At 71.1% G+C, this 20891-nt stretch carries 18 protein-coding genes; 9 read left to right on the forward strand and 9 right to left on the reverse strand.

The features are described from left to right. The first annotated feature begins 161 nt into the window (after positions 1–161). From AC3AOF_RS06985 to AC3AOF_RS07000, 4 genes are all read left to right on the forward strand, one after another. On the forward strand, positions 162–575 hold the full coding sequence (locus AC3AOF_RS06985; protein WP_236992866.1) for a response regulator: 414 nt from the start codon (positions 162–164) through the stop codon (positions 573–575). Between the two features lie 2 nt (positions 576–577). Next, on the forward strand, positions 578–1609 hold the full coding sequence (locus tag AC3AOF_RS06990) for a sensor histidine kinase (protein ID WP_488348058.1): 1032 nt from the start codon (positions 578–580) through the stop codon (positions 1607–1609). A 453-nt stretch (positions 1610–2062) separates the two neighbouring features. Beyond that, positions 2063–2446: a hypothetical protein gene (locus AC3AOF_RS06995; RefSeq protein ID WP_236991450.1), complete on the forward strand. Its 384-nt coding sequence runs from the start codon at positions 2063–2065 to the stop codon at positions 2444–2446. A gap of 214 nt (positions 2447–2660) precedes the next feature. Then, entirely contained in the window at positions 2661–2996 is a 336-nt protein-coding gene (locus tag AC3AOF_RS07000; protein ID WP_488348059.1) for an Hpt domain-containing protein, read from the forward strand. 5 nt (positions 2997–3001) lie between these two features. On the opposite strand, the gene AC3AOF_RS07005 is transcribed toward AC3AOF_RS07000, so the two are convergent. The 4 genes from AC3AOF_RS07005 to AC3AOF_RS07020 all read right to left on the reverse strand — a co-directional run bounded on the left by AC3AOF_RS07005 (position 3002) and on the right by AC3AOF_RS07020 (position 8031). Further along, positions 3002–4657, reverse strand: coding sequence for a DEAD/DEAH box helicase (locus AC3AOF_RS07005; RefSeq protein WP_488348060.1), 1656 nt, complete (start codon positions 4655–4657; stop codon positions 3002–3004). Positions 4658–5006: 349 nt separating this feature from the next. Further along, on the reverse strand, positions 5007–5855 hold the full coding sequence (locus tag AC3AOF_RS07010; protein ID WP_488348061.1) for a transglutaminase-like domain-containing protein: 849 nt from the start codon (positions 5853–5855) through the stop codon (positions 5007–5009). Positions 5856–6016: 161 nt separating this feature from the next. Then, positions 6017–7351: an Nramp family divalent metal transporter gene (locus AC3AOF_RS07015; protein ID WP_488348062.1), complete on the reverse strand. Its 1335-nt coding sequence runs from the start codon at positions 7349–7351 to the stop codon at positions 6017–6019. A 191-nt stretch (positions 7352–7542) separates the two neighbouring features. Continuing rightward, complete coding sequence (locus AC3AOF_RS07020; protein ID WP_236991445.1) at positions 7543–8031, reverse strand: nucleoside deaminase; 489 nt, start codon at positions 8029–8031, stop codon at positions 7543–7545. A gap of 44 nt (positions 8032–8075) precedes the next feature. Between AC3AOF_RS07020 and AC3AOF_RS07025 the strand changes: the two genes are divergently transcribed. After that, entirely contained in the window at positions 8076–10187 is a 2112-nt protein-coding gene (locus AC3AOF_RS07025) for a pseudouridine synthase (protein ID WP_488348063.1), read from the forward strand. A gap of 9 nt (positions 10188–10196) precedes the next feature. Then, positions 10197–10754, forward strand: a complete 558-nt coding sequence (gene rsmD / locus AC3AOF_RS07030; protein ID WP_488348064.1) for a 16S rRNA (guanine(966)-N(2))-methyltransferase RsmD — start codon at positions 10197–10199, stop codon at positions 10752–10754. Here rsmD and AC3AOF_RS07035 read toward each other — a convergent pair. After that, positions 10744–11568 carry a trypsin-like serine peptidase gene (locus AC3AOF_RS07035; protein ID WP_488348065.1) on the reverse strand — a complete coding sequence of 275 codons (825 nt, stop codon included), beginning with the start codon at positions 11566–11568 and terminating at the stop codon, positions 10744–10746. The two genes, rsmD and AC3AOF_RS07035, sit on opposite strands and share 11 nt — an antisense overlap. A 296-nt stretch (positions 11569–11864) precedes the next feature. Between AC3AOF_RS07035 and AC3AOF_RS07040 the strand changes: the two genes are divergently transcribed. Both AC3AOF_RS07040 and AC3AOF_RS07045 read left to right on the forward strand, forming a co-directional pair. Continuing rightward, on the forward strand, positions 11865–12536 hold the full coding sequence (locus AC3AOF_RS07040) for a hypothetical protein (protein WP_236991442.1): 672 nt from the start codon (positions 11865–11867) through the stop codon (positions 12534–12536). A 261-nt stretch (positions 12537–12797) separates the two neighbouring features. Then, entirely contained in the window at positions 12798–13166 is a 369-nt protein-coding gene (locus AC3AOF_RS07045) for a Rap1a/Tai family immunity protein (protein WP_488348966.1), read from the forward strand. 885 nt (positions 13167–14051) lie between these two features. Here AC3AOF_RS07045 and AC3AOF_RS07050 read toward each other — a convergent pair. Continuing rightward, on the reverse strand, positions 14052–15269 hold the full coding sequence (locus tag AC3AOF_RS07050; RefSeq protein WP_488348066.1) for a BaiN/RdsA family NAD(P)/FAD-dependent oxidoreductase: 1218 nt from the start codon (positions 15267–15269) through the stop codon (positions 14052–14054). 218 nt (positions 15270–15487) lie between these two features. Here AC3AOF_RS07050 and AC3AOF_RS07055 point away from each other — a divergent pair, with 218 nt between their 5' ends. Beyond that, positions 15488–16552 (forward strand): TerC family protein, encoded by a 1065-nt coding sequence (locus AC3AOF_RS07055; RefSeq protein WP_488348067.1) that lies wholly within the window; start codon positions 15488–15490, stop codon positions 16550–16552. 300 nt (positions 16553–16852) lie between these two features. On the opposite strand, the gene glgX is transcribed toward AC3AOF_RS07055, so the two are convergent. From glgX to AC3AOF_RS07070, 3 genes are all read right to left on the reverse strand, one after another. Next, positions 16853–18958 (reverse strand): glycogen debranching protein GlgX, encoded by a 2106-nt coding sequence (gene glgX / locus AC3AOF_RS07060; RefSeq protein ID WP_488348068.1) that lies wholly within the window; start codon positions 18956–18958, stop codon positions 16853–16855. 89 nt (positions 18959–19047) lie between these two features. Beyond that, positions 19048–20031, reverse strand: coding sequence for a tRNA dihydrouridine(20/20a) synthase DusA (gene dusA / locus AC3AOF_RS07065; protein ID WP_488348967.1), 984 nt, complete (start codon positions 20029–20031; stop codon positions 19048–19050). 191 nt (positions 20032–20222) lie between these two features. Beyond that, positions 20223–20864, reverse strand: coding sequence for a Hint domain-containing protein (locus tag AC3AOF_RS07070; RefSeq protein WP_488348069.1), 642 nt, complete (start codon positions 20862–20864; stop codon positions 20223–20225). Between the last annotated feature and the right edge of the window lie 27 nt (positions 20865–20891).

A 20891-nucleotide genomic window follows, 5' to 3' on the forward strand; every position in this document is an offset into this window, starting at 1 on the left:
CTACGCCAGCCGCGTGTCCACGGCGCCGGAAAATGGTCTAGAGAGTGTGTGACGGGAGCATGTCTCCCGCGGTCGGCGCGAGCGCGCGCGAGGAAGAGGCGTCCCGGCCGGTCCGGGTTTCCGCCACGGGGAGTTGTCAGGTGCCGGCCGTACACATCGTGATGATCGAGGATGACGAGGGCCACGCCCGGCTGATCGAGCGGAACATCCGCCGCGCCGGCGTGAACAACGTCATCGAGTCGTTCCGGGACGGAACGTCCGCCCTCGCCGCCCTGTTCGGGCCCGACGGCAGCGGCGAGATCAATGCCGGCCGGCCGCTCCTGATCCTGCTCGACCTCAACCTGCCGGACATGACCGGCATCGATATCCTCCAGAAGGTGAAATCGAACCCGCACCTGAAGCGCTCGCCGGTGGTGATCCTGACCACCACCGACGACCAGCGCGAGATCCAGCGCTGCTACGATCTCGGCTGCAACGTCTACATCACCAAGCCGGTGAACTACGAGGGCTTCGCCAACGCGATCCGCCAGCTCGGCCTGTTCTTCGCGGTGATGCAGGTTCCGGAGAGCGCCTGACCGTGACCGAACCGGTCCGCCTGCTCTACATCGACGACGATCCCGGGCTGGCGCGGCTGGTGGCCCGCACGCTGGCGGCCCGCGGCTGCGCGGTGGTGCACGCCCCCGACGGCGAGACCGGCCTCGCCCTCGTGGCGGCCGAGCCCTTCGACGTGGTCGCCCTCGACCACCACATGCCGAACGAGACCGGGCTCGAGATCCTGCCGCGCATCCGTGCCCTGCCCGAGGCGCCGCCGGTGATCTACGTCACCGGTTCCGAGGACAGCCGCGTCGCCGTGGCGGCGCTGAAGGCCGGCGCCGTCGACTACGTCTGGAAGGACCTGCAAGGGCATTTTCGCGAGCTGCTGGCCGAGGCGGTGGCCACCGCCGTGCTGCAGGACCGCACCCGCCGCGAGAAGGAGCGGGCCGAGGCCGAGGTGCGCGAGGCCCGCGACCGGGCCGAACTGCTCCTGCGCGAGGTCAACCACCGGGTCGCCAACAGCCTCGCCCTGGTGGCGGCGCTCGTGCGGATGCAGGCCAACGCCGTCACCGACGCCGCCGCGCGCGCCGCACTCGAGGAGACCCAGACCCGCATCACGGCGATCGCCGGCATCCACCGGCGGCTCTACACCTCCGACGACGTGCGGGTGGTGGCGGTCGACGCCTATCTGGCGACCCTGGTCGAAGATCTCGACGGGGCGATGAATGCCACCGGCCAGCGCCACCGCATCCTGCTCGACGCCGCCCCGGTCGAGGTGGCGACCGACAAGGCGGTCTCGCTCGGGGTGATCGTCACCGAGCTCGTCACCAACGCCTACAAATACGCCTATCCCGAGGGCGTCACCGGCGAGATCCGCATCACCGCGCGCCGCGACGGCGATCATCTGCGCCTCACGGTCGCCGATGACGGCGTCGGCTGGCAGGGGGCGGGCACCCCGCGCGGCACCGGGCTGGGCTCGCGCATCGTGCGCGCCATGGCGTCGAACCTGCGGGCGCAGATCGATTACGCGCAGGCCGAGCGTGGCACGGCGGCGAGTATCGACATCGCGTTGTGATGGGTTCTGGCTTGGTTGTTTAGGGCGGTAGTGAAATCGATACATTCACTCGCAGCCGACGCCTCGATCTGCATTGAGGGCAACGACGCTGCGACCGGGCTCTCCCCCCTCCGATGACCCGCGCGTGAACCCTCCCCCCTCTGCGGGGGAGGGTGGACCCTGCGTCAGCAGGGGCCGGGAGAGGGGCCGCGCGACGGTGGTCCAGCGGGCGCCCTTCAGAACAGTTCAGTCCTTTCCGGAACGTGGTTCCCCTCTCCTGGCTCACTGTGTTCGCCACCCTCCCCCGCAGAGGGGGGGAGGGTTCACGCGCGCCTCCATCCCATTCCATAAAATTGTTTAAAACACCGAAACCCCACTTTAATGCAGTCTTAAAGCCCCTGCCGGCCGTTAACATCCGGGTAGGGCTCATCGCGGCTAACTGGATAGGAATAGATCGCTCGAAAGGACTTCGCAGTGTTCGAGACCAGCAGCCTTGCCGCGGCGCTTCCGCCGGCCGCGGTCGAACCGATCGTGCGGATCAGCCCCCCTCCCGCGACCAAGGCCCCCGTCGACCCGCCCCTCGACCCGGCGGTGACCTACGACCTGAGCCCCGATGCCCGGAAGGCGGTCGCGCGCGGCACCGCCGCGCCGGCTGACAGCTCCGAGTCCAAGGCCGACCGGGCCCATTACCGGCGCGATGCCGACAGCCAGCAGATCGTGTTCCAGGTCGTCGGCCCGGATGGATACGTCGTCGAGCAATTGCCCTCCGAGGCCATCCTCCGGGCGCGGACCTATGCCCGCGAGGCGGAGGCCGCCCGGTCGGCGGAGATCGGGACCTCGGTGGCGCGCTCGGCCTGAGGCCACGATCGCGGCCGCGATCCGGAATCGGCACCGATCTATCGAGGATCGGCACCGATCCGTTATGGATCGGCACCGATCCGTTATGGATCGGCACCGATCCGTTATGGATCGGCCTGATGGCCGAGCATCGCGGCCGCCCCATATCCTGTAGCATCGCGCTCCGAGAGCCGACGCGCAACGACACGTTGCGGCGCATTTGGAGCCGGACGCCATGGCGACGACGCCCCCCTCCCTCGACGCCGCGACCTATGCCGACCTGCGCCAGGCGGTCGGCGACGAGGCGATGCCGATGCTGCTCGGGCGCTTCCAGGCCCAGTTGCGGGACTGGTCGGTGCGGGGCGAGCCGGCGGCGCTCGGCGCCGCGGCGCACGGGGTGATCGCCTCCTCGGGGCTGATCGGCTTCGCCCGGCTGTCGCGCCTCTGCGCCGCCCTGGAAATCGCCTGCCAGGACGGCGACCTGGAGGCGATCCGGGATCTCGCCGCCGCCGTCGCCGCCGAGAAGGTTCTGGCCGAGGCCGAGGTCGCCCGCCTGATCGCGGCGGGCTGATCCGCTCAGGCGACGCGCCGGGTATCGGTCCAGATCGCCCCGTCGGCGAGGCGGTAATCGACGCTCTCGGAGAGCCGGCCGGTCGGCACCACCCGGACCGCCTCCGGCAGGGCGAGCTCGTCGCAGCGCGCCAGGGCTTCGTCGACGTCGAGGGGCGCTGGCATCTCGCCGCCGAGGCGGCGCCACCATTGCACCGCCTTCTCGCGGGCGAAGCCCGAGGCTTCGAGGTCGAGGCTCACGGTCATCGCGTCCTCGTCGCCCTCCAAAGCGACCACCAGGAGGTCGGGGCCGCGGGCCCGCGCCTCGCGCCGGAAGCGCCAGCCGGCGACCGGCCACCAGCGCGCATGCGCCTCGCGCACCACCGCGACGGTGCCGGCGGAGAGCACTGCGGTCTCGTCGTCGGCCACCGCCTCGTGCGGCAGCTCCGCCTCGTCCGCTTCCTCGGGCTCGACCCAGCAGCCCTCGCAGGTGCTGGCATTCAGCGCGATCAGCGCGCCGCAGCCGGGACAGGGCTTGGCCCGGGGCCCGCCGGTATCGCCGAGGAGGCGGGCGCGGGCCACCGCATTGGCCGAGAGCACGTCGATCGGTCCGTGCCGGCGCACCAGGCCGGCATAGTCGAGCACCAGGGCGTCGGTCTTGCCCGTCGCGAGGCGCAGGCCCCGGCCGACCTGCTGCACGTAGAGGCCGGTGCTCTGGGTCGGGCGCAGGAGCGCGATCAGGTCGACCTCCGGCACGTTGAAGCCGGTCGCCAGCACCCCGACCGAGGTGAGGCAGCGCAGGCGCCCGGCCCGGAAATCGCGCACGATCCGGTCGCGCTCGCGCTTGCCCGTCTCGCCGGAGATCGATTCGCAGGAGAACCCTTCGGCCCGGATCGCGTCGCGCACGGCGTCGGCGTGCTTCACACCGGCGCAGAAGGCGAGCCAGGCCCGGCGCTCGGCACCGTACGTCACCATCTCGGCCACCGCCGCCCTGGTGATGACGTCGCGGTTCACCGCCGCTTCGAGAGCGCCCGGCACGTAGTCGCCGTGCCGCAACGGGACCCCGCTGACGTCGAGGATCGTGGCGGTGGCCTTCGAGACCAGGAGCGAGAGATAGCCCTCGCGGATCAGGTCGCCGACCTGCGCCTCGTACACGATGGAATCGAAGACGCGGCCCTTTCCCTCGTCAAGGCGGCCGCTGTCGAGGCGGTAGGGCGTGGCGGTCAGCCCGACGAGGCGCATCCCGGGCGAGCGCACCCGCACCGCGTCGAGGAAGCGGCCGTAGCGGGTCTCGGCGTCGCGGGGGATCAGGTGGGCCTCGTCGACGATCACCAGGTCGAAGCCGCCGGTCACCTCGACCCGGTTCCAGACCGACTGGATGCCGCAGAACAGGATCGCCTTCGTTTCCTCCCGCCGCCCGAGCCCGGCCGAGACGATGCCGGCCGGCGCCTCGGGCCAGAGGTTCATGAGCTCGGCGTGGTTCTGGGCGATCAGCTCGCGGGTATGGGTGACGACGGCGATCCGGGCCTGCGGAGTGCGGGCCATCGTCTCCCGCACCAGGGTGGCGATGACGAGGCTCTTGCCGGCCCCGGTCGGCAGCACGATCAGGCCGTTGCGGCCGCCGCGCGCCCAATCGGCCTGGAGCGCGTCGAGGCTCGCGCGCTGGTAGGGGCGAAGCAGCATCGCGCCGCCATAGCCGGAGAATGCGCGGGCATCCAGGCTTGACAGCGGGGGAGGTGGGCTCGCCGATTCGTCGTGTTACCCGCGCATCAGAGGCATGACCGGCGCGATCATGGAGCGGGTGCTCCCCTCTCCCCGCGGGCGGGGAGAGGCCTGAGCTCCGAAGGGGCTCAGGGAGCCCGGCAGCGAACCGCAGGTTCGCCGCGAGGGTGAGGGGGAGGTGCCGAACGTGGCTCCTCCGGAAACACCCCCTCACCCTCGCTCCGGCTTTGCCTCCGCTTGCTGCGTCACCTGAACGGTGACACAGCCCTCTCCCCGCCTGCGGGGAGAGGAGAGAAACCGCGCCCGACCGTCACTCCGCCGCCTGCAGCCATTCCACCTGCTGCGGCGCGTCGCCCACCACCTCGTCGGTATGGACCTCGAACTTGGCGAGCCAGGCCGGGCCGAAGCTCGTCGAGATGGCGACGTCGGTAGCGTCGCGCCCGCGCGCCATGACGATGCGGCCGATCCGCGGCTTGTTGTGGCGCGCGTCGAACGTGTACCAGCGCCCACCCAGATAGACCTCGAACCAGGCCGAGAAATCCATCGGGTCGGGCACGGCCGGCACGCCGATATCGCCGAGATAGCCGGTGCAGTAGCGCGCCGGGATGTTCATGCAGCGGCAGAAGGTGACGGCGAGGTGCGCGAAGTCGCGGCACACGCCCTCGCGCTGATTGAAGCCGTCGAGGGCGCTGCGGGTCGAGTCGGCGCGCTGGTAGTCGAAGCGGATGTGGTTGTGGACGTAAGTCACGATGGCCTGGACCCGGGCCCAGCCCTCCGGCGTGTTTCCGAACAGCTGCCAGGCGGTGTTCGACAGCTTGTCGGTATCGCAATAGCGGCTGGCCAGCAGGAAGGGCAGCACCTCGTCGGGCAGGTCCTGCACCGGGTGCTGCACGGCATCCGGCGCATAGTCGTCCACCTGTCCGCTATCCTGGACCAGGAAATCGGCCGAGAAGGTGATGCGGCCGCCCGGGGCGGTGACGCGGGTGCAGAGGTTGCCGAAGGAATCGACGAACTGATGCGCGGGGACCGGCGGGTCGATGGTCATGGTGTCGGGCGTGATCAGGTCGCCGGCCCGGTCCGGATGTACGTTGAGCATCAGGACCATCGGGGTCGGGCCGGGCGTGTCGAAGGCGATCGAGTAGCCGGTGCGGATTTTCATCGTGGCGTCCACGCAAGTCGAAAAACGTGGTGCATAAAGCCCGATCGGCCGCTCTTGTTCCGAGTTCTCGCTCCGTTAGACTCTACGACTCCGCCCAAATGTTGTGCAGACGCCACACCTCTGCGCTTGCGTCTGCTTTCCGACGCTCGCCGACATCCGCGTCAGCCACTCGCCAGGGTGTCGGCGAGGAGCTTCAGGTTCAGGACCACGATCACGGCGGTGATGGCCCAGGACAGGGCCGTCAGCCAGCGCGGGATGACGAAGACGCCCATCTTGCCCCGGTCGGAGACGAAGCGCACCAGCGGGATCACCGCGAAGGGCAGCTGCATCGACAGGACGACCTGGCTCAGCACCAGGAGCCGGGCGGTGCCGGCATCGCCGTAGAGCGCGGTGACCACCACCACCGGCACGATGGCGATGCCGCGGGTGACGAGGCGGCGCGCCCAGTCGGGCAGGCGCAGGCGCAGGAACCCCTCCATCACGATCTGGCCGGCGAGCGTCGCGGTGACCGTGGAATTGAGGCCCGAGGCGAGGAGCGCCAGCGCGAACAGGGTCGAGGCGAGGCCGACGCCCAGCAGCGGCGAGAGCAAGGCATGCGCCTCCTCGATCTCCTGCACCCCGGTATGGCCGGTGCCGTGGAAGACCTTGGCCGCCATGATCAGGATCGCCGCGTTGACGAACAGCGCGAGCGTGAGTGCGATGGTCGAATCGGCGGTGGCGAAGCGGATCGCGCTGCGCTTGCCCGCCTCGTCGCGGGGATAGGCGCGGGTCTGCACGATCGAGGAATGCAGGTAGAGATTGTGCGGCATCACCGTGGCGCCGATGATACCGATGGCGAGGTAGAGCGCCGCCGGGTTGGTGACGATCTCAGGGGAGGGCACGAAGCCGCCGAGCACGTCGCGGATCGGCGGCGCGGCCATGGCGATCTGGACCGCGAAGCAGGCGAAGATGATCGACAGCAATGCGATCACGAAGGCTTCGAGCGCCCGAAAGCCCCGGCGCATCAGGAGCAGGATCAGCAGTACGTCGAGGCCGGTCAGGACCGCCCCGGCGAGCAGCGGCAGGCCGAACAGGAGCTTGAGGGCGATGGCGGTGCCGATCACCTCGGCGAGGTCGCAGGCGATGATCGCCGCCTCGCAGGCGAGCCAGAGCGCGATCCCGACCGGGCGCGAATAGGCGTCGCGGCAGGCCTGCGCGAGGTCGCGGCCGGTGGCGATGCCGAGCCGCGCGGCGAGTGCCTGGAGCACCACCGCCATCAGGTTCGACAGCAGGATGACCGCGAGCAGGGTGTAGCCGAACTGCGCGCCCCCGGCGATGTCGGTGGCCCAGTTGCCCGGATCCATGTAGCCGACCGAGACCATGTAGCCGGGGCCGAGGAACGCGAGGAGCCGCCGCGGCCACGAGCCGGTGGCCCGCACCGGCACGCTCGCATTCATCGCCCCGAGGCTCGGCTCCGCCGCCTCGGTGCCCGCGCGCCATGCCCATCCGTCCCGCATCCGCCCGCGCTCCTCACGATTCCGCCCTGCTTCGGGCAGACTCATATAGCCACTGCTATATTGATTTGAGAAGGCTGAATTCCAGGGTGCTTTCCTCAGTGCCCCGGCATCGACACGTCGATGCGGGGGCGTCCGGTGCAGGGGCGCCGGCGCCCGTTCAGGCTTGCCTCAATCCTTCGCGGCGTGAGGGGTCAGGAGCGCCGATCGCGAAAGAAGTCGCGCAGGAGCGCGGCGGCCTCGCTCTCGCGGAAGCCGCCATAGACCTCAGGGGCGTGGTGGCAGGTCGGCTGGTTGAAGAAGCGCGGCCCGTGCTCGACGGCGCCGCCCTTCGGGTCGGCGGCGGCGAAATAGAGCCGGCGGATGCGCGCGACGCTGATCGCGCCAGCGCACATCGCGCAGGGCTCGAGGGTGACGTAGAGGTCGCAGCCGGTCAGGCGCTCGTCGTCGAGGGCGGCGCAGGCGGCGCGGATCGCCAGGATCTCGGCATGCGCCGTCGGGTCGCGGTCGGCCCGGGGGCGGTTGCCGGCGACCGACAGCACGATCCCGTCCCGCACCACGACGGCGCCCACCGGCACCTCACCGCGGGAGGCCGCCTCGCGCGCCGCGTCGAAGGCGAGGCCGAGGGGATCCGGGCGCAGAGCCCCGCTTGGTGACAGGTCCCCCCTTGCAAAATCGCGCATCGGTTCCACTCGCGTCGACAGACCCCGTCTGGTATCAGGCGCGCATGAACGACATCAACGACGACGAGACCGGGGCGCCGCAACAGCGTCGCGGACGGAATGAGGCATCCGCGGGCTCCCCGGAGGGGCAGGCTTCCAGCAAGCGTGGGACGGCATCGGCCAAGGTAGCGGCCAAGCCGGCCGCGGCGGCCGAGCCGGAGCCGGAGCGCATCGCCAAGGCGATCGCCCGGGCGGGCGTGGCCTCGCGCCGCGACGCCGAGGCGATGATCGCGGAAGGCCGGGTGACCCTGAACGGCCAGCGCCTCGATTCGCCGGCCGTGAACGTGACGCCCGACGACCGCATCACGATCGACGGCGAGCCGCTGCCGACCCGCGAGCGCACCCGCCTGTGGCTGTTCCACAAGCCCCGCGGCGTCGTCACCACCGCCCGCGACCCGGAAGGGCGCCAGACGGTGTTCGACGCCCTGCCCGAGGACATGCCCCGGGTGGTGGCGATCGGCCGGCTCGACATCAACACCGAGGGGCTCCTGCTCCTCACCAACGATGGCGGGCTCGCCAAGGTCATCGCCCATCCGGAGACCGGCTGGCTGCGCCGCTATCGCGTGCGCGCCTTCGGCGACGTCGACCAGGCGATGCTCGACGGCCTGCGCAAGGGCGTGACCATCGACGGGATGGAGTACGGCCCGGTCGAGGCGACGATCGACCGGGCGCAGGGCGACAACGTCTGGCTGACGCTCGGCCTGCGCGAGGGCAAGAACCGCGAGGTCAAGCGGATCCTCGAACATCTCGGCCTGTCGGTGAACCGGCTGATCCGGCTCTCCTTCGGCCCGTTCCAGCTTGGCGAGCTCGAGGTCGGGCTGGTCGAGGAGATCCGCACCCGGGTGCTGAAGGACCAGCTCGGCAACACGCTGGCCGAGCAGGCCGGCGTCGACTTCACCAGCCCGGTGCGCGAGCCGATCGCGCCGTTCGGCTCGCCGAAGGCGGCGGCCCGGGCGGCGCAGGAGGGGGCGCCCCGCGGGCGCGACCCGGCCCGGCCGCAATTCGGCAAGCCGCCCACGGCCCAGGCCGGCCGCCGGGCTCCCGCGCGGACGGTCTGGCGCGACACCGAGGCCGAGGCCGCCGGCGACCTGCCGAATCGCGGCCGGGTGCACCGGCGCGGCGACAGCCCGCAGGAGATCCGCGCCGCCATGGCGGATGCCCCGCGCAAGCGCGTCGGCGCCATCGCCTCGGGCGACCGCCGGGTGCTGGTCGAGCGCCTGGTGCCCACGCCGCAGGACGAGGCGGCGCCTCATCGCCGCACGAAGTTCCGCGGCGACGACCGGGACGGGGCGCCGAACCGGGGCCCAAATGCCAACCGGGGGCCTGGCGGCGACGACCGCCCGATGCGGCGCTCCCGTGACGACTTCGCGCCGCGGGGCGGCGCGAAGGCCGGCCTCGGCGACGACGGCGGCCGCGGCCGCGGCTTCGGCCGGTCCGGCGGACGTCCCGAGGGCGGCGAGGGCCGCGGTTTCGGCGGCAACAAGGGCTTCGGGGGCCGTGGCGGCGAAGGCCGTTCCTTCGGCGGTGAAGGCCGTGGCCCCGGTGGGGGCGGTCGTTCGTTCGAGGGCCGCTCCGGCGGCGCGGGCCGTTCCTTCGGGGGCGAAGGCCGGGGTCCCGGTGGCGGCGGTCGCTCGTTCGAGGGCCGCTCCGGCGGTGAAGGCCGGTCCTTCGGCGGCGGGAACCGCGGTTTCGGCGGCAAGGACTTCGGCGGCAAGGACTTCGGCGGCAAGGGCGAAGGCCGTCCGGGCGGCGCTGGCCGTTCGTTCGAGGGCCGGTCCGGCGGCGAAGGTCGTTCCTTCGGGGCCGAGGGCCGTGGTGGTGGCCGCTCCTTCGAAGGCCGCCCCGGCGGCGGCGAAGGCCGGTCGTTCGGGGGCAAGCCCGGCGGCAAGTCGTTCGGCGGAAAGCCGTTCGGCGCGAAGCCCGGCGGGGCTAAGTCCTTCGGCGCCAAGCCTTTCGGGGCCAAGGGCGAGGGTCGCCCCGGTGGCGGCGGCCGGCCGGGGGGCAAGCCGTTCGGCAAGCCCGGCGGCGGCTTCCGCGCCGGTGGCGGCGGCGGGTCGAAGCCCGGCGGGCGCGGTGGTCGTCCGGGCGGCGGCGGCGGCCGGCCGCCGCGCGGCTGAGCCTGATCGATGCGGATCGTCGGAGGGGAGTTGCGCGGCCGCGGCCTCGCCGGGCCGCGCAGCGACGCGATCCGGCCGACCTCGGACCGGCTGCGCGAGGCGATGTTCAACGTCCTCACGCATGCCTATGACGATCCGGTCGCGGATGCCCGCGTCCTCGACCTGTTCGCCGGCACCGGGGCGCTCGCCTGCGAGGCGATCTCCCGTGGCGCGGCCTTCGCGCTCCTCGTCGACGACGGGGCGGAGGCCCGCGGCGTGATCCGCCAGAATCTCGACACCCTCGGGCTCGGCGGGGTGACGCGGCTGTTTCGCCGCGACGCCACCCGGCTCGGCGCCGCTCCGCCCGGCGAGCGGTTCGGCCTCGTCTTCTGCGACCCGCCCTATGGCCGCGACCTCGCCCCCAAGGCGCTGAGCGCGGCGCGCGACGGCGGCTGGCTCGCCGACGATGCCCTCGCGGTGGTGGAGGAGGCGGCCTCCGCGGCGCTTGCCGCGCCCGACGGCTTTTCGGAGCTGGAGCGCCGGACCTACGGCGACACGCAAGTGGCGTTCTGGCGCCTCACTTCCTGACCATCGCGTCGAGCGCCGCCGCGAAGCTGCCGGCGGCGACGCCGCGGCCCGTCCCCGAGCGGTAGGCCCGCCCGACCCGCTCGCCCCCCGTGACCGCGGTGTGGATGCCGACGAGCGACGCACCCCCATCGGCATCGAGGACCAGGACCGGCGCCCCGGATTCCCCCGACATCGACTCGCAGGCGTCGGTGAGCTGGCCGGGAACCGGCGCGTCGATCCGCACGGCGCAGCCGTGGTCGATCACCGGCAGGTACGGCCGGTCGGCGGCGTAGCCGGCGAGCGCCACCACCGCCCCCGGCCGGCTCTTCGGCAGCTCGGCCCCCGCCAGAACGAGCCACGGCACCGGCTTGAGGGCCAGGGGCTGGCGCAGAGTGAGGATCACCCAGTCGCGCCCGATCATCTCGGAGGCGATGCCGTCGCGATGCGGCCGCGTCGCCAGCCGCAGGTCGATGCCGGGAGCGAGCCGGAACGCCTCGACCTCGGCGGTGCCGGCATTCCGGTCGCGGGCCTGGCCGGCGACGAAGAAGACCTGGTGCGGCTTGACCCAGGTATCGAGCCGGTCGTCGAACAGGCAATGGGCGGCGGTCAGCACGTGACGCGGCCCGACCAGGGTGCCGGTGCAATGGCCGCGATGCGCCGGCCCCCGCACTACGTTCACCCGCCCGATCGCCGTGAACGGCCAGGCCGTCGGCTCCATCGGCACGCGCTTGTCCAGCGCCTGTGCGTGGACCGGGGCGGCCGTCCCGAGTGCCAGGGCAAGGCCGAAGGCCGCGCGAACCGGCGCGCGAACCGGAAAGCATCCTCGCGGCGGCATCGGCATCGGCTCCCGTTGCGTCGTCGTTGCTTGTCGCCTCGTCCCGGGCCGGGGTCAATGTTCACTCCTCGGCCTCCAAGACGAAGGCCAGAGATCGCGGCTTCCGGTCCATCCCCTGGCCTCTCCGCCGCCCTGCGCGGCCCGCGCTTCATCCGATCGGACAGGAGGCCGGAGGGCACGATCATAAATTGTTCATCTTTGGCGGAAAGCCCGGAACTGGCAGGCTGCCGTCGAGGTTAAACGGCCGAGTACCAGTACAGATTTCCCAAGGTCACACCACGCACTGGAGAGGCTCGATGCCGCTGCCCCAGACCATGCCGGCTGCCCGGCTTCGCGCCCTTCTCCTCGCGATGACGTCCGGTTGCCTGCTGATCGCCTCGAGCGCGGGAGCGCGGGCGGAGAATGACGGCCTCGATTTCCTCCGGCAGATCTTCTCCGGGCCGGCCGCCGCCCCGGCGCCCGTCGCGCAGCCCACCATCGTCCAGCCCTACGACGCACCGATCCGCCAGCGGGCGACCCGGCGCAACCGCCTCTCGGCCAAGGCCCTGCGCGGGCGCACCCGCTACGTCGCCCTGCCGAAGGCCGAGGTGAAGGCGAAGGACAAGGAGACGAAGCCCCTGGCGATCGCAGTGTCGCCGCTCAAGTCCCTCGATGCCCGCACCGCGCTCCTGCGCGACCCGACCCTGCGCCCGGGCGACATCGTCATCATGCCCGAGGGGCCGCGGGTGTTCCGGGGCGACCCCGATTCCGACACGCACGCGATGCGCGACTTCCAGGACGTGAACCGTCCCGGCGTGGTGGCGGCCAAGACTCGCAAGGAACTGCTGGCGATGACGGCGCCGATCGGTGCGCTGCCGGCCGACGCCGCCCGCCGGATGATGGCCCAGTACCAGAAGGCCTCGGCGACGACGGTGCCGACCCCGCGCGTCGAGGCGGCGCTTGCCCGGGTGGTGTATCCGGCGCGCTGACCATCCCCACATTTCGCTGTTTCCAAGCCTGCGGCAACGAGGGTGTGACTCGTCGCGAGCGACGCGGCGCAACGTCTGGCTGCGCTTGCTAGGATGGGGTGGGCCGCAGGCAGGCGGCCTCCCGCGTCGAGTTGTGTCCGCATGTCGATTCCGAGCAGGTTCCCGAACCGTCCCCGCGGGTTCTCGAACCGCGCCCCGTCACTCCGCGAGACTCTGCGACGCTTCGCTTCACGGTCTCCTCTCGCCCTTCTCGTGGCTGCGATGATGGCGGTCGGGGCGGCGATGGCCCCGGCGCCGGCGCGGGCCGCCGAGGGCGCGGTCCTGGTGGCGCAGTGCAAGAACCTGCTGCGCGGCGCCAAGGTGCGGGGCAACGACGTCGAGTTCCGCCAGGATCCGGAAACGGTCGGCTGCTGGGCCTTCATGGGCGCGGTGCAGGATCTCGCCGGCGTCGCCGATACCGCCAACCAGCCGCCGATCCTCGGCGCCTGCCTGCCGCCCGACGGCAACCGACTGCAACTCGTGCGGGCGGTGGTGAAATACGGCGCAGCCCACCCGCCGGCCCTGCGCGAGCCGGCCGGCGTCCTGGCCCTGCTGGCCCTGCGCGACGCGTTTCCATGCCGGAAGGACTAGAGAGCTGCACGATCGCGTTGCAATCGTGACGCTCTCCAGGTCTGTGATTTTACCGCATTTTCTACATAGAACCGGTATCGGCTTCGTCGGAAAACGCTCTGTCAGGCTGCCGAAAAAGGCGTGTTGCTCTGGTGCGTGGCCCGGCGTCGTTCGGTCTGGCGGGTTGCGCCGATCCCCGGCATTGCGGTGGCTGGTCGTGCCGGGCTGGCCTGCTGCGCTGGAGCAGGGCTCAGCCGCGTGCAGCAAGAGGGAGGCGGCGTCCTTTCATCACGGGTCCGCTCACACGGCCAGGAGTTTTGGCAGCCTTACGAGGGTCAAGGCCGCCGCCGAGAAGGCGAAGGCCGTGTGTCGATCCGAAGGCCGTGTCGATCCGCTCCCGCCCTCGGACCCGGATGCGGCGAATCAGGCCGATCTCCCTACCTCAGCCGAAGCGTTCCTCGATCCGCTTGCGGATGGTCTGGCTGATCGCATCGCCAGGGTGGCGTGCCGATCGAGGCCGAAGTCTGATCGAGGCCCAAGTCTGATCAAGGCCCAAGTCTGATCGAGTCCCAAGCCTGATCGAGGTGCCGTCGGGTGTGAAATGAGCTGGCGACAGCAGCCGTGCGACGCACGGGAAGGCGCGCAGGAGTGCCTCGGGTGGGATCGCGGGGCGGCCGATCTGTGAGGTGAGCCCGGAAGACGGCCCATCGCGCGTCGTAAGCGCTTCGTCGACCAAAATCCCGATCGTTCTCAGGGGGGGGCAGGCCGGATGCGGCGCTCGATGTCGACGTAGGAAAACAGCGATCTGCTTCGGAGATCATGACCGCGTGCTCAAAAATCTCCCACTGATCGCAGGGCCGTGAATCACGCTTCTACCGACAGGCGAAGCCCTTTCGCAGCGGCCGGCTAGGGCTCCCCGAGCCAGTCCAGCACCCCCTTCGCCGCCGCCCGGCCGCTGGCGAAGCTCGCCTGGAGCAGGTAGCCGCCGGTCGGCGCCTCCCAGTCGAGCATCTCGCCGGCGAGGAAGGTGCCGGGGCGCGCCCGTACCATGAAGCGGTCGTCGAGATCCGCGAAGGCGACGCCGCCGGCGGTGGAGATCGCGCGCTCGATCGGCCGCAGGCCGGTGAGTCGCAGCGGTACCGCCTTGATCAGCGCCGCCAGGGAAGCGGGGTCGGCCGGCAAGTCGCGCAAAGCCTCGCGCAGCAGGCCGGCGGCCGGTGGGCTGAGGCCCGCGGCCTTGCGCAAAACCGTCGCACGGGATTCCTTCGGCCGCGCTCCGGCGAGGCGCCGGGTGAGGGTGGCTGTGTCGAGGTCCGGCCGCAGGTCGAGATCCACCGAAGCCTCGCCCTGCGCCTCGATCGCCTCGCGGATCGGCCGCGAGAGCGCGTAGACCGCGCCGCCCTCGATGCCCTCCCGGGTGATGACCGCCTCGCCCCGCACCTGGGCGGCGCCGAGGCGGAGCGCGACGCGCTTGAGCGGCGCGCCGGCGAAGCGCTCGGCGAAAACCGGCGACCAATCGGCGGTGAAGCCCGCATTGGCCGGGCGCAGCGGGTTCACGGCGATGCCCTCTTCCTCCAGCACCGGCACCCAGGCCCCGTCCGAGCCGAGCCGCGGCCAGCTCGCGCCGCCGAGGGCCAGGACCGTCGCCTCCGCCCGCAAGGTGTCCGGGCCATGCTCGCCCGTCAGTGCGAGGGCGCCGTCATCGCCCCAGCCGGTCCAGCGGGTGCGAGTGCGCAACCGTACCCCGAGACGATCGAGCCGCGAGAGCCAGGCCCGCAGCAGCGGCGAGGCCTTGAAGGCCTGCGGAAACACCCGGCCGCTCGACCCGACGAAGGTCGGTTGCCCCAAGGCCTCGCACCAGTCGCGCAGGGCCTGGGGCGGAAACGCCCGGATCGCCGCGTCGAGGCACCGGGCCGACGGGGCGTAGCGGGCGAGGAAGCGCTCCAGCGGCTCGCTATGGGTGAGATTGAGGCCGCCGCGCCCCGCGATCAGCAGCTTGCGGGCGGGGGAGGGCATCCGCTCGATCACGGTGACCCGCAGGCCCGCCTCCGCCAGGATCTCGGCGGCGGAGAGGCCCGCGGGTCCGGCCCCGATCACCGCCACATGGATGCTCGCCTGTGTCATGTCCCGTCGAAGGCCGCGACGCCGGCGGGCCTGTCAACCTGCCGCCGGGGCAGAAACGAAAAATATGGGCGCGGCCACCGGCCCCGGCCGCCCTTGATCCGCCGCCATCACGGACATAAGTCGCATCCATCGGCTGCGGGCCCCTCTGGCGAGCGGCGCAACGCGCGCTCGTGATGTCGGAGCCGATGCTTTCTTCCTCGAAGCATCACGGTCCCGCGATGGTCGATTTCCTGTATATGACGTGGCTCGGCAAGCCGATCTGGATGTGGCTGGGCTTCCACGCCGTCATCTTCATCCTGCTCGCCCTCGATCTCGGTCTCCTGCACCGCGACAAGAGCCGCGAGATCGGCGTGAAGGAGAGCCTGCTCCTCACTGCCTTCTACCTCACCCTCGGCCTTCTCTTCGGAGGTTGGGTCTGGTGGTATCTCGGCCCGCAGGCGGGCCAGGAATACCTCGCCGGCCTCGTGGTCGAGAAGTCGCTGTCGATGGACAACGTCTTCGTCATCGCGGTGATCTTCGGCTATCTCGGCATCCCCCGCAATGCGCAGCACCGGGTGCTGCTCTGGGGCATCCTGGCGGCGATCGTGCTGCGCGGCCTGATGATCGGGCTCGGCGCCGCCCTCGTCCACCAGGCCGAGTGGGTGCTGACGATCTTCGCCGCCTTCCTGATCTATGCCGGCATCAAGATGCTGGTCTCCGGCGACGAGGAGGAGGGCGAGAACACGTCCGCCGACCGCTTCACCGCGTTCATGCGCCGGCACATGCGGGTGACGGACGAGCTCGACGGCCAGAACTTCACCACCCGCAAGCCCGATCCGAAGACCGGCCGGCCGGCTTTGTGGCTCACCCCGCTCGCCCTGGCGCTGGTGCTGGTGAACGGTGCCGACGTGATCTTCGCGGTCGACAGCGTGCCGGCGATCTTCGCCATCACCACCGATACCTACGTGGTCTACACCTCGAACATCTTCGCGATCTTAGGGTTGCGCGCTCTCTACTTCGCACTCGCGGCGATGGTCGACCGCTTCGCCTACCTCAAGACCGCGCTCGCCCTGATCCTGATCTTCATCGGCCTGAAGATCGTGTTGGCCGACACGTTCGAGCTGGTCGAGATCCAGCCCTGGGTCGCGCTGGTGGTCACCGTGGTCCTGCTCGCCGGCGGCATCGTCTACAGCCTGTGGCGCACCCGCGGCGCGGCGGAGGTACCGGCTGAAGCCCCGCCTCAGGGCCAGCTCCCACCCCGGGCCGACTTGCCGCGGGAACGGCTCGGCAGCAGCCACGGGTGAGGGGAAGACGGGGGCGCTGCGGCGCCCCCTGACGCATCGGTCCGATGTAATACCAACGGTCGTTGAAAACGACCGTTGGTTCCGTTCTCGAATTTTCGCCAAGTCTCGAATTTTCGCCAAGCCCGAGGTCCCGGACTTCTGGGCTTGGTGTCGAAAATTCGAGATGGGTCGACGGCCCCGTCGATCTCGGGCACTCCCAAAATCGAATTGATGCGTCAGCATCTTGGCCCGTTGGTACGACTCGGAGGGTTTGAATGCTGTTACTCAGTCGACGGGACTCTTAGCAGCAGGCCTACCCCCTCACGCCCCCCCACCCTTCGCCCCGCGCGTGGTCCGCGCCAGGACCAGCAGCGCGCGTTCGGGCATGCGCACCATCCCGCCGCCGCGAACCGCCTCCCGGGCGACCGGCCTGCCATCGGGCACCGTCGTGTCGAAGAGCGGCGTCCACGGCCCGCCGATGACCTTGGCGAGGTGGAAGTCGATTCCCCCCTCGCCGGCATTGGCGAGGATCAGCAGGCGCCGCCCGTCCGGGGCATCGTTGCCGATCTGCATGCCGAAGGCGCGGCGCTTCCCGTCGCCCCAGGCGGCCTCGTCCATCTCGGCGCCGCAGGGCGAGAGCCAGTGCACGTCCTTGAGGCCCCCCGCCGCCACGGTCTCGCCGGTGAGGAATTTTCGGCGCCGCAGAGCCCGGTGGTCGCGGCGGAGCGCCAGGAGATGGCGCACGAACTCGGTGAGCGTGGGATCGCCGCCGTCATTCTCCCAATCGACCCAGGAGGTGGCGTTGTCCTGGCAATAGGCGTTGTTGTTGCCGCCCTGGCTGCGCGAGCGCTCGTCGCCCATCAGCAGCATCGGAACGCCCTGGGCGAGCAGGATCGTGGCGAGCAGGTTGCGCTTCTGGCGCGCCCGCACGCCCCGGATCGCGGGATCGTCGGTCGGCCCCTCGACGCCGTAGTTGCGCGAAACGTTGTGGCCGTGGCCGTCGCGGTTGCCCTCGCCGTTGGCCTCGTTGTGCTTTTCCTCGTAGGCGACGACGTCGGCGAGCGTGTAGCCGTCGTGGGAGGCGATGAAGTTGACGCTGGCGGACGGCCCGCGGCCGGAGGCCGAGAAGATTTCCTTGGAGCCGGTCAGCCCCTGCGTCAGCTTCGGCAACTGGCCGGCATCGCCCCGCCAGAAGCCGCGGGCCGCGTCGCGGAACTGGTCGTTCCAGTCGCTCCAGCCGACCGGGAAGCCGCCGAGCTGGTAGCCGCCCATGCCGATGTCCCAGGGCTCGGCGATGAGCTTGACCCGCGACAGGAGCGGGTCCTGTGCCATCGCCTGGAGCACCGCGGCCCGGGGGGTGAAATCGTGGGGGGCGCGGGCGAGGCTCGAGGCGAGGTCGAAGCGGAATCCGTCGATGCGGTAGGCCTCGACCCAGTGGCGCAGCGAATCGAGCACCATCTGCATCACCCGCGGCACCGAGACGTCGAGGGTGTTGCCGCAGCCGGTGCAGTCGATGTCGCGGCGCGGGTCCTCGGGGTTCAGCTTGTAGTAGCTCGCATTGTCGATGCCGCGGAACGACAGGCTCGGCCCGGTATGGTCGGCCTCGCAGGTGTGGTTGTAGACCACGTCGATCAGCACCTCGATGCCGGCGGCATGGAGCTGACGGATCGCGCTCTTGAGCCCCGCGGCGCCGGCCGGCCCGAGATAGCGCGGCTCGGGCGAGAAGTAGTTGAGCGGCGAGTAGCCCCAGAAATTGGTCAGCTCCTTCTCGACCAGGAAGCGGTCGTCGACGAAGGCCTGGATCGGCAGGAGCTCGATCGCCGTGACGCCGAGGCGCACGAGGTGGTCGACGATCGCCGGATGCCCGAGCGCCGCGTAGGAGCCGCGCCAGGGCAGCGGCACACCCGGATGGGTCTGGGTCAGGGCCCGGACATGCGCCTCGTAGATCACGCTGTCGACGAGGGGATGGCGCAGGGGCGGATCGTCGTGGACCGGTGCCTCGGGGGCGGTGACCACCCCCTTCGGCATCATCGGGGCGCTGTCGCGCCGGTCGAGGGCGTCCTCGCGGTGGCCGCCGCGGCGATAGGGATAGAGCGCGTCGTGCCAGCGCACCCGGCCGTGGATCTCGCGGGCGTAGGGGTCGAGGAGGAGCTTGTGCGGGTTGAAGCGGTGGCCGCGTCCCGGCTCCCAGGGCCCGTGCACCCGGTAGCCGTAGAGCTGGCCCGGCAGCACCCCCGAGAGGTAGCCGTGCCAGACGTCGTCGGTGCGGCGCAGCAGCCGCACCACGTCGGTCTGCACCCGCCCCGTCGGATCGAACAGGCAGAGGTCCACCGCCGTCGCATGGGCGGAGAACAGCGCGAAATTGACCCCGCGCCCGTCGAAATGGGCGCCGAGCGGGCCCGCGGCGCCGTCATCGAGTGCGATCATCCGGTCCGTCATTCCCTCGGGCACAGCTGTTCGGAACCGAACCATGCCCGTAGGCCGGCCGGCTGCCAAGCTGGAGCCGGGTCCCGTCCTCAGGCGGCCGCGCCCGCCGGCTCGCGCGACATCTCGCGGGAGACCAGGGCCACCGCCTCCCGCAGGGTATACAGGCCGGCATCGGGCCGGGTGCCGGCGACCGAGAGGTGGCGGCGATACGGCCGCGCCCCGGGCCTTCCGTTGAACAGGCCGAGCATGTGCCGGGTCATGGCGTGCAGGCGCAGGCCTTCCTGGAGCCGTTTCGCGATGTAGGGCTCGTAGGCCTCGATGGCCGCGAACGGATCGGCCACCGGCGCCGACGCGCCGAACACCTCGGGATCGACGCCAAGCAGCAGGGAAGGCTCGGCGTAAGCCGCACGGCCGAGCATCACCCCGTCGAGGGCGACGCCGTCCACGGGTTCGAGCTCGGCCGTGGCGGTCGCGAGGTCCTGCAGCCCGCCGTTGAGGGCGACAGTCAAATCGGGATTCGCGGCCTTCAGGCGGTGGACCCGGCCGTAATCGAGGGGCGGGATGTCCCGGTTCTCCTTCGGCGACAAGCCCTTGAGCCAGGCCTTGCGGGCATGCACGATCAGCGCGTCGACGCCGGCCGCCCGGACGGAGGCGGTCAGCGCATCGAGCGCGGCTTCCGGATCCTGGTCGTCGACGCCGATGCGGCACTTCACCGTCACCGGCACCGAGACCACGGCTTTCATGGCGGCGACGCAGTCCCCGACGAGGGCCGGCTCGCGCATCAGGCAGGCGCCGAAGCGCCCATCCTGCACCCGATCCGACGGGCAGCCGACATTGAGGTTCACCTCGCGGTAACCGAAGCCTTCCGCGATGCGCGCCGCCGCCGCGAGGTCGCCCGGCTCCGACCCGCCGAGCTGGATCGCCACCGGATGCTCCACGGCATCGAAGCCGATCAGCCGCTCCCGCGGCCCGTGCAGCACCGCCCCGGTCGTCACCATCTCGGTGTAGAGCAGGGCACGGGCCGAGAGGGTGCGGTGGAACGCCCGGCAGTGGCGGTCGGTCCAGTCCATCATCGGGGCGACGGAGAAGCGCCAGGCGCTGCCGGCGCCGGGCCCGTTGGTCGTGTCAGCCATCATGATCGGCGGTATGCCGCATCGTGCGCCGTCGTTCCAGGCGACGTGCCGCCGCTCGGTCGCGACATCGCGGGAGGGCGACCATCGCCCTCTCGTCGCGCCGGCACTCAGGCGGTGAGCCAGGCGAAGCGTTAGGCCTCGTCCCAAGCGCATTGCGCGGCGAGTGTACCGCCGAACCGGGCCGACAGGCGCGCTCGCTCCACCTCGACCACCGGCCCGTCGACCGCGACCGGCCGGCAGCGGGCGGACAGGCCCGGCACCACGAAATCGGGGTTATGGAGGGCGTGGTCCGAGGCCTCCCTGAAGAACGGGCGATCACCCCAGTCGAGGTAGCTCTCCGCGGGCAGGCCCTCGGCGAGGAGGATGTCGTGGGCGTCGAGCTCGACGTGCCAATAGGTCACGGAGGCCACCGGCTCGCGGGCGATGGTGGTGCCGTTGATCAGGCACATGATCGGCACGAGGTGGCCGCCCTCGCCCTCCGCGTCGGCCCCGACCAGCACCGGGTGGCCCGGCGAGAGGCGCAGGGCGCGGGCAGGGAGGCCCTGCCCGAAGGCGTCGGCGCCGACCCGGACGGGCTGGAGGTCGAGGGGAAGGACGCCGTCCCGCATGGCGAGGTCACGGTGACCGATCCAGGCGATGGGCCGCGACGAGCCGGAGACGGTGAGCGCCCGGTCGCCGATTTCGAGATTTTCGACGGCGATGTCGCCGCGGGTCGTGCGGATGCGCGTACCGTTCACGAAGCAGGGGGCCTCGTTGACGAGTGTGCTCGTCACGGCAAAGTTCTTCGAGCCGAATGTGAT

This window comes from Methylobacterium sp. 142-1Y (genome assembly GCF_057747795.1).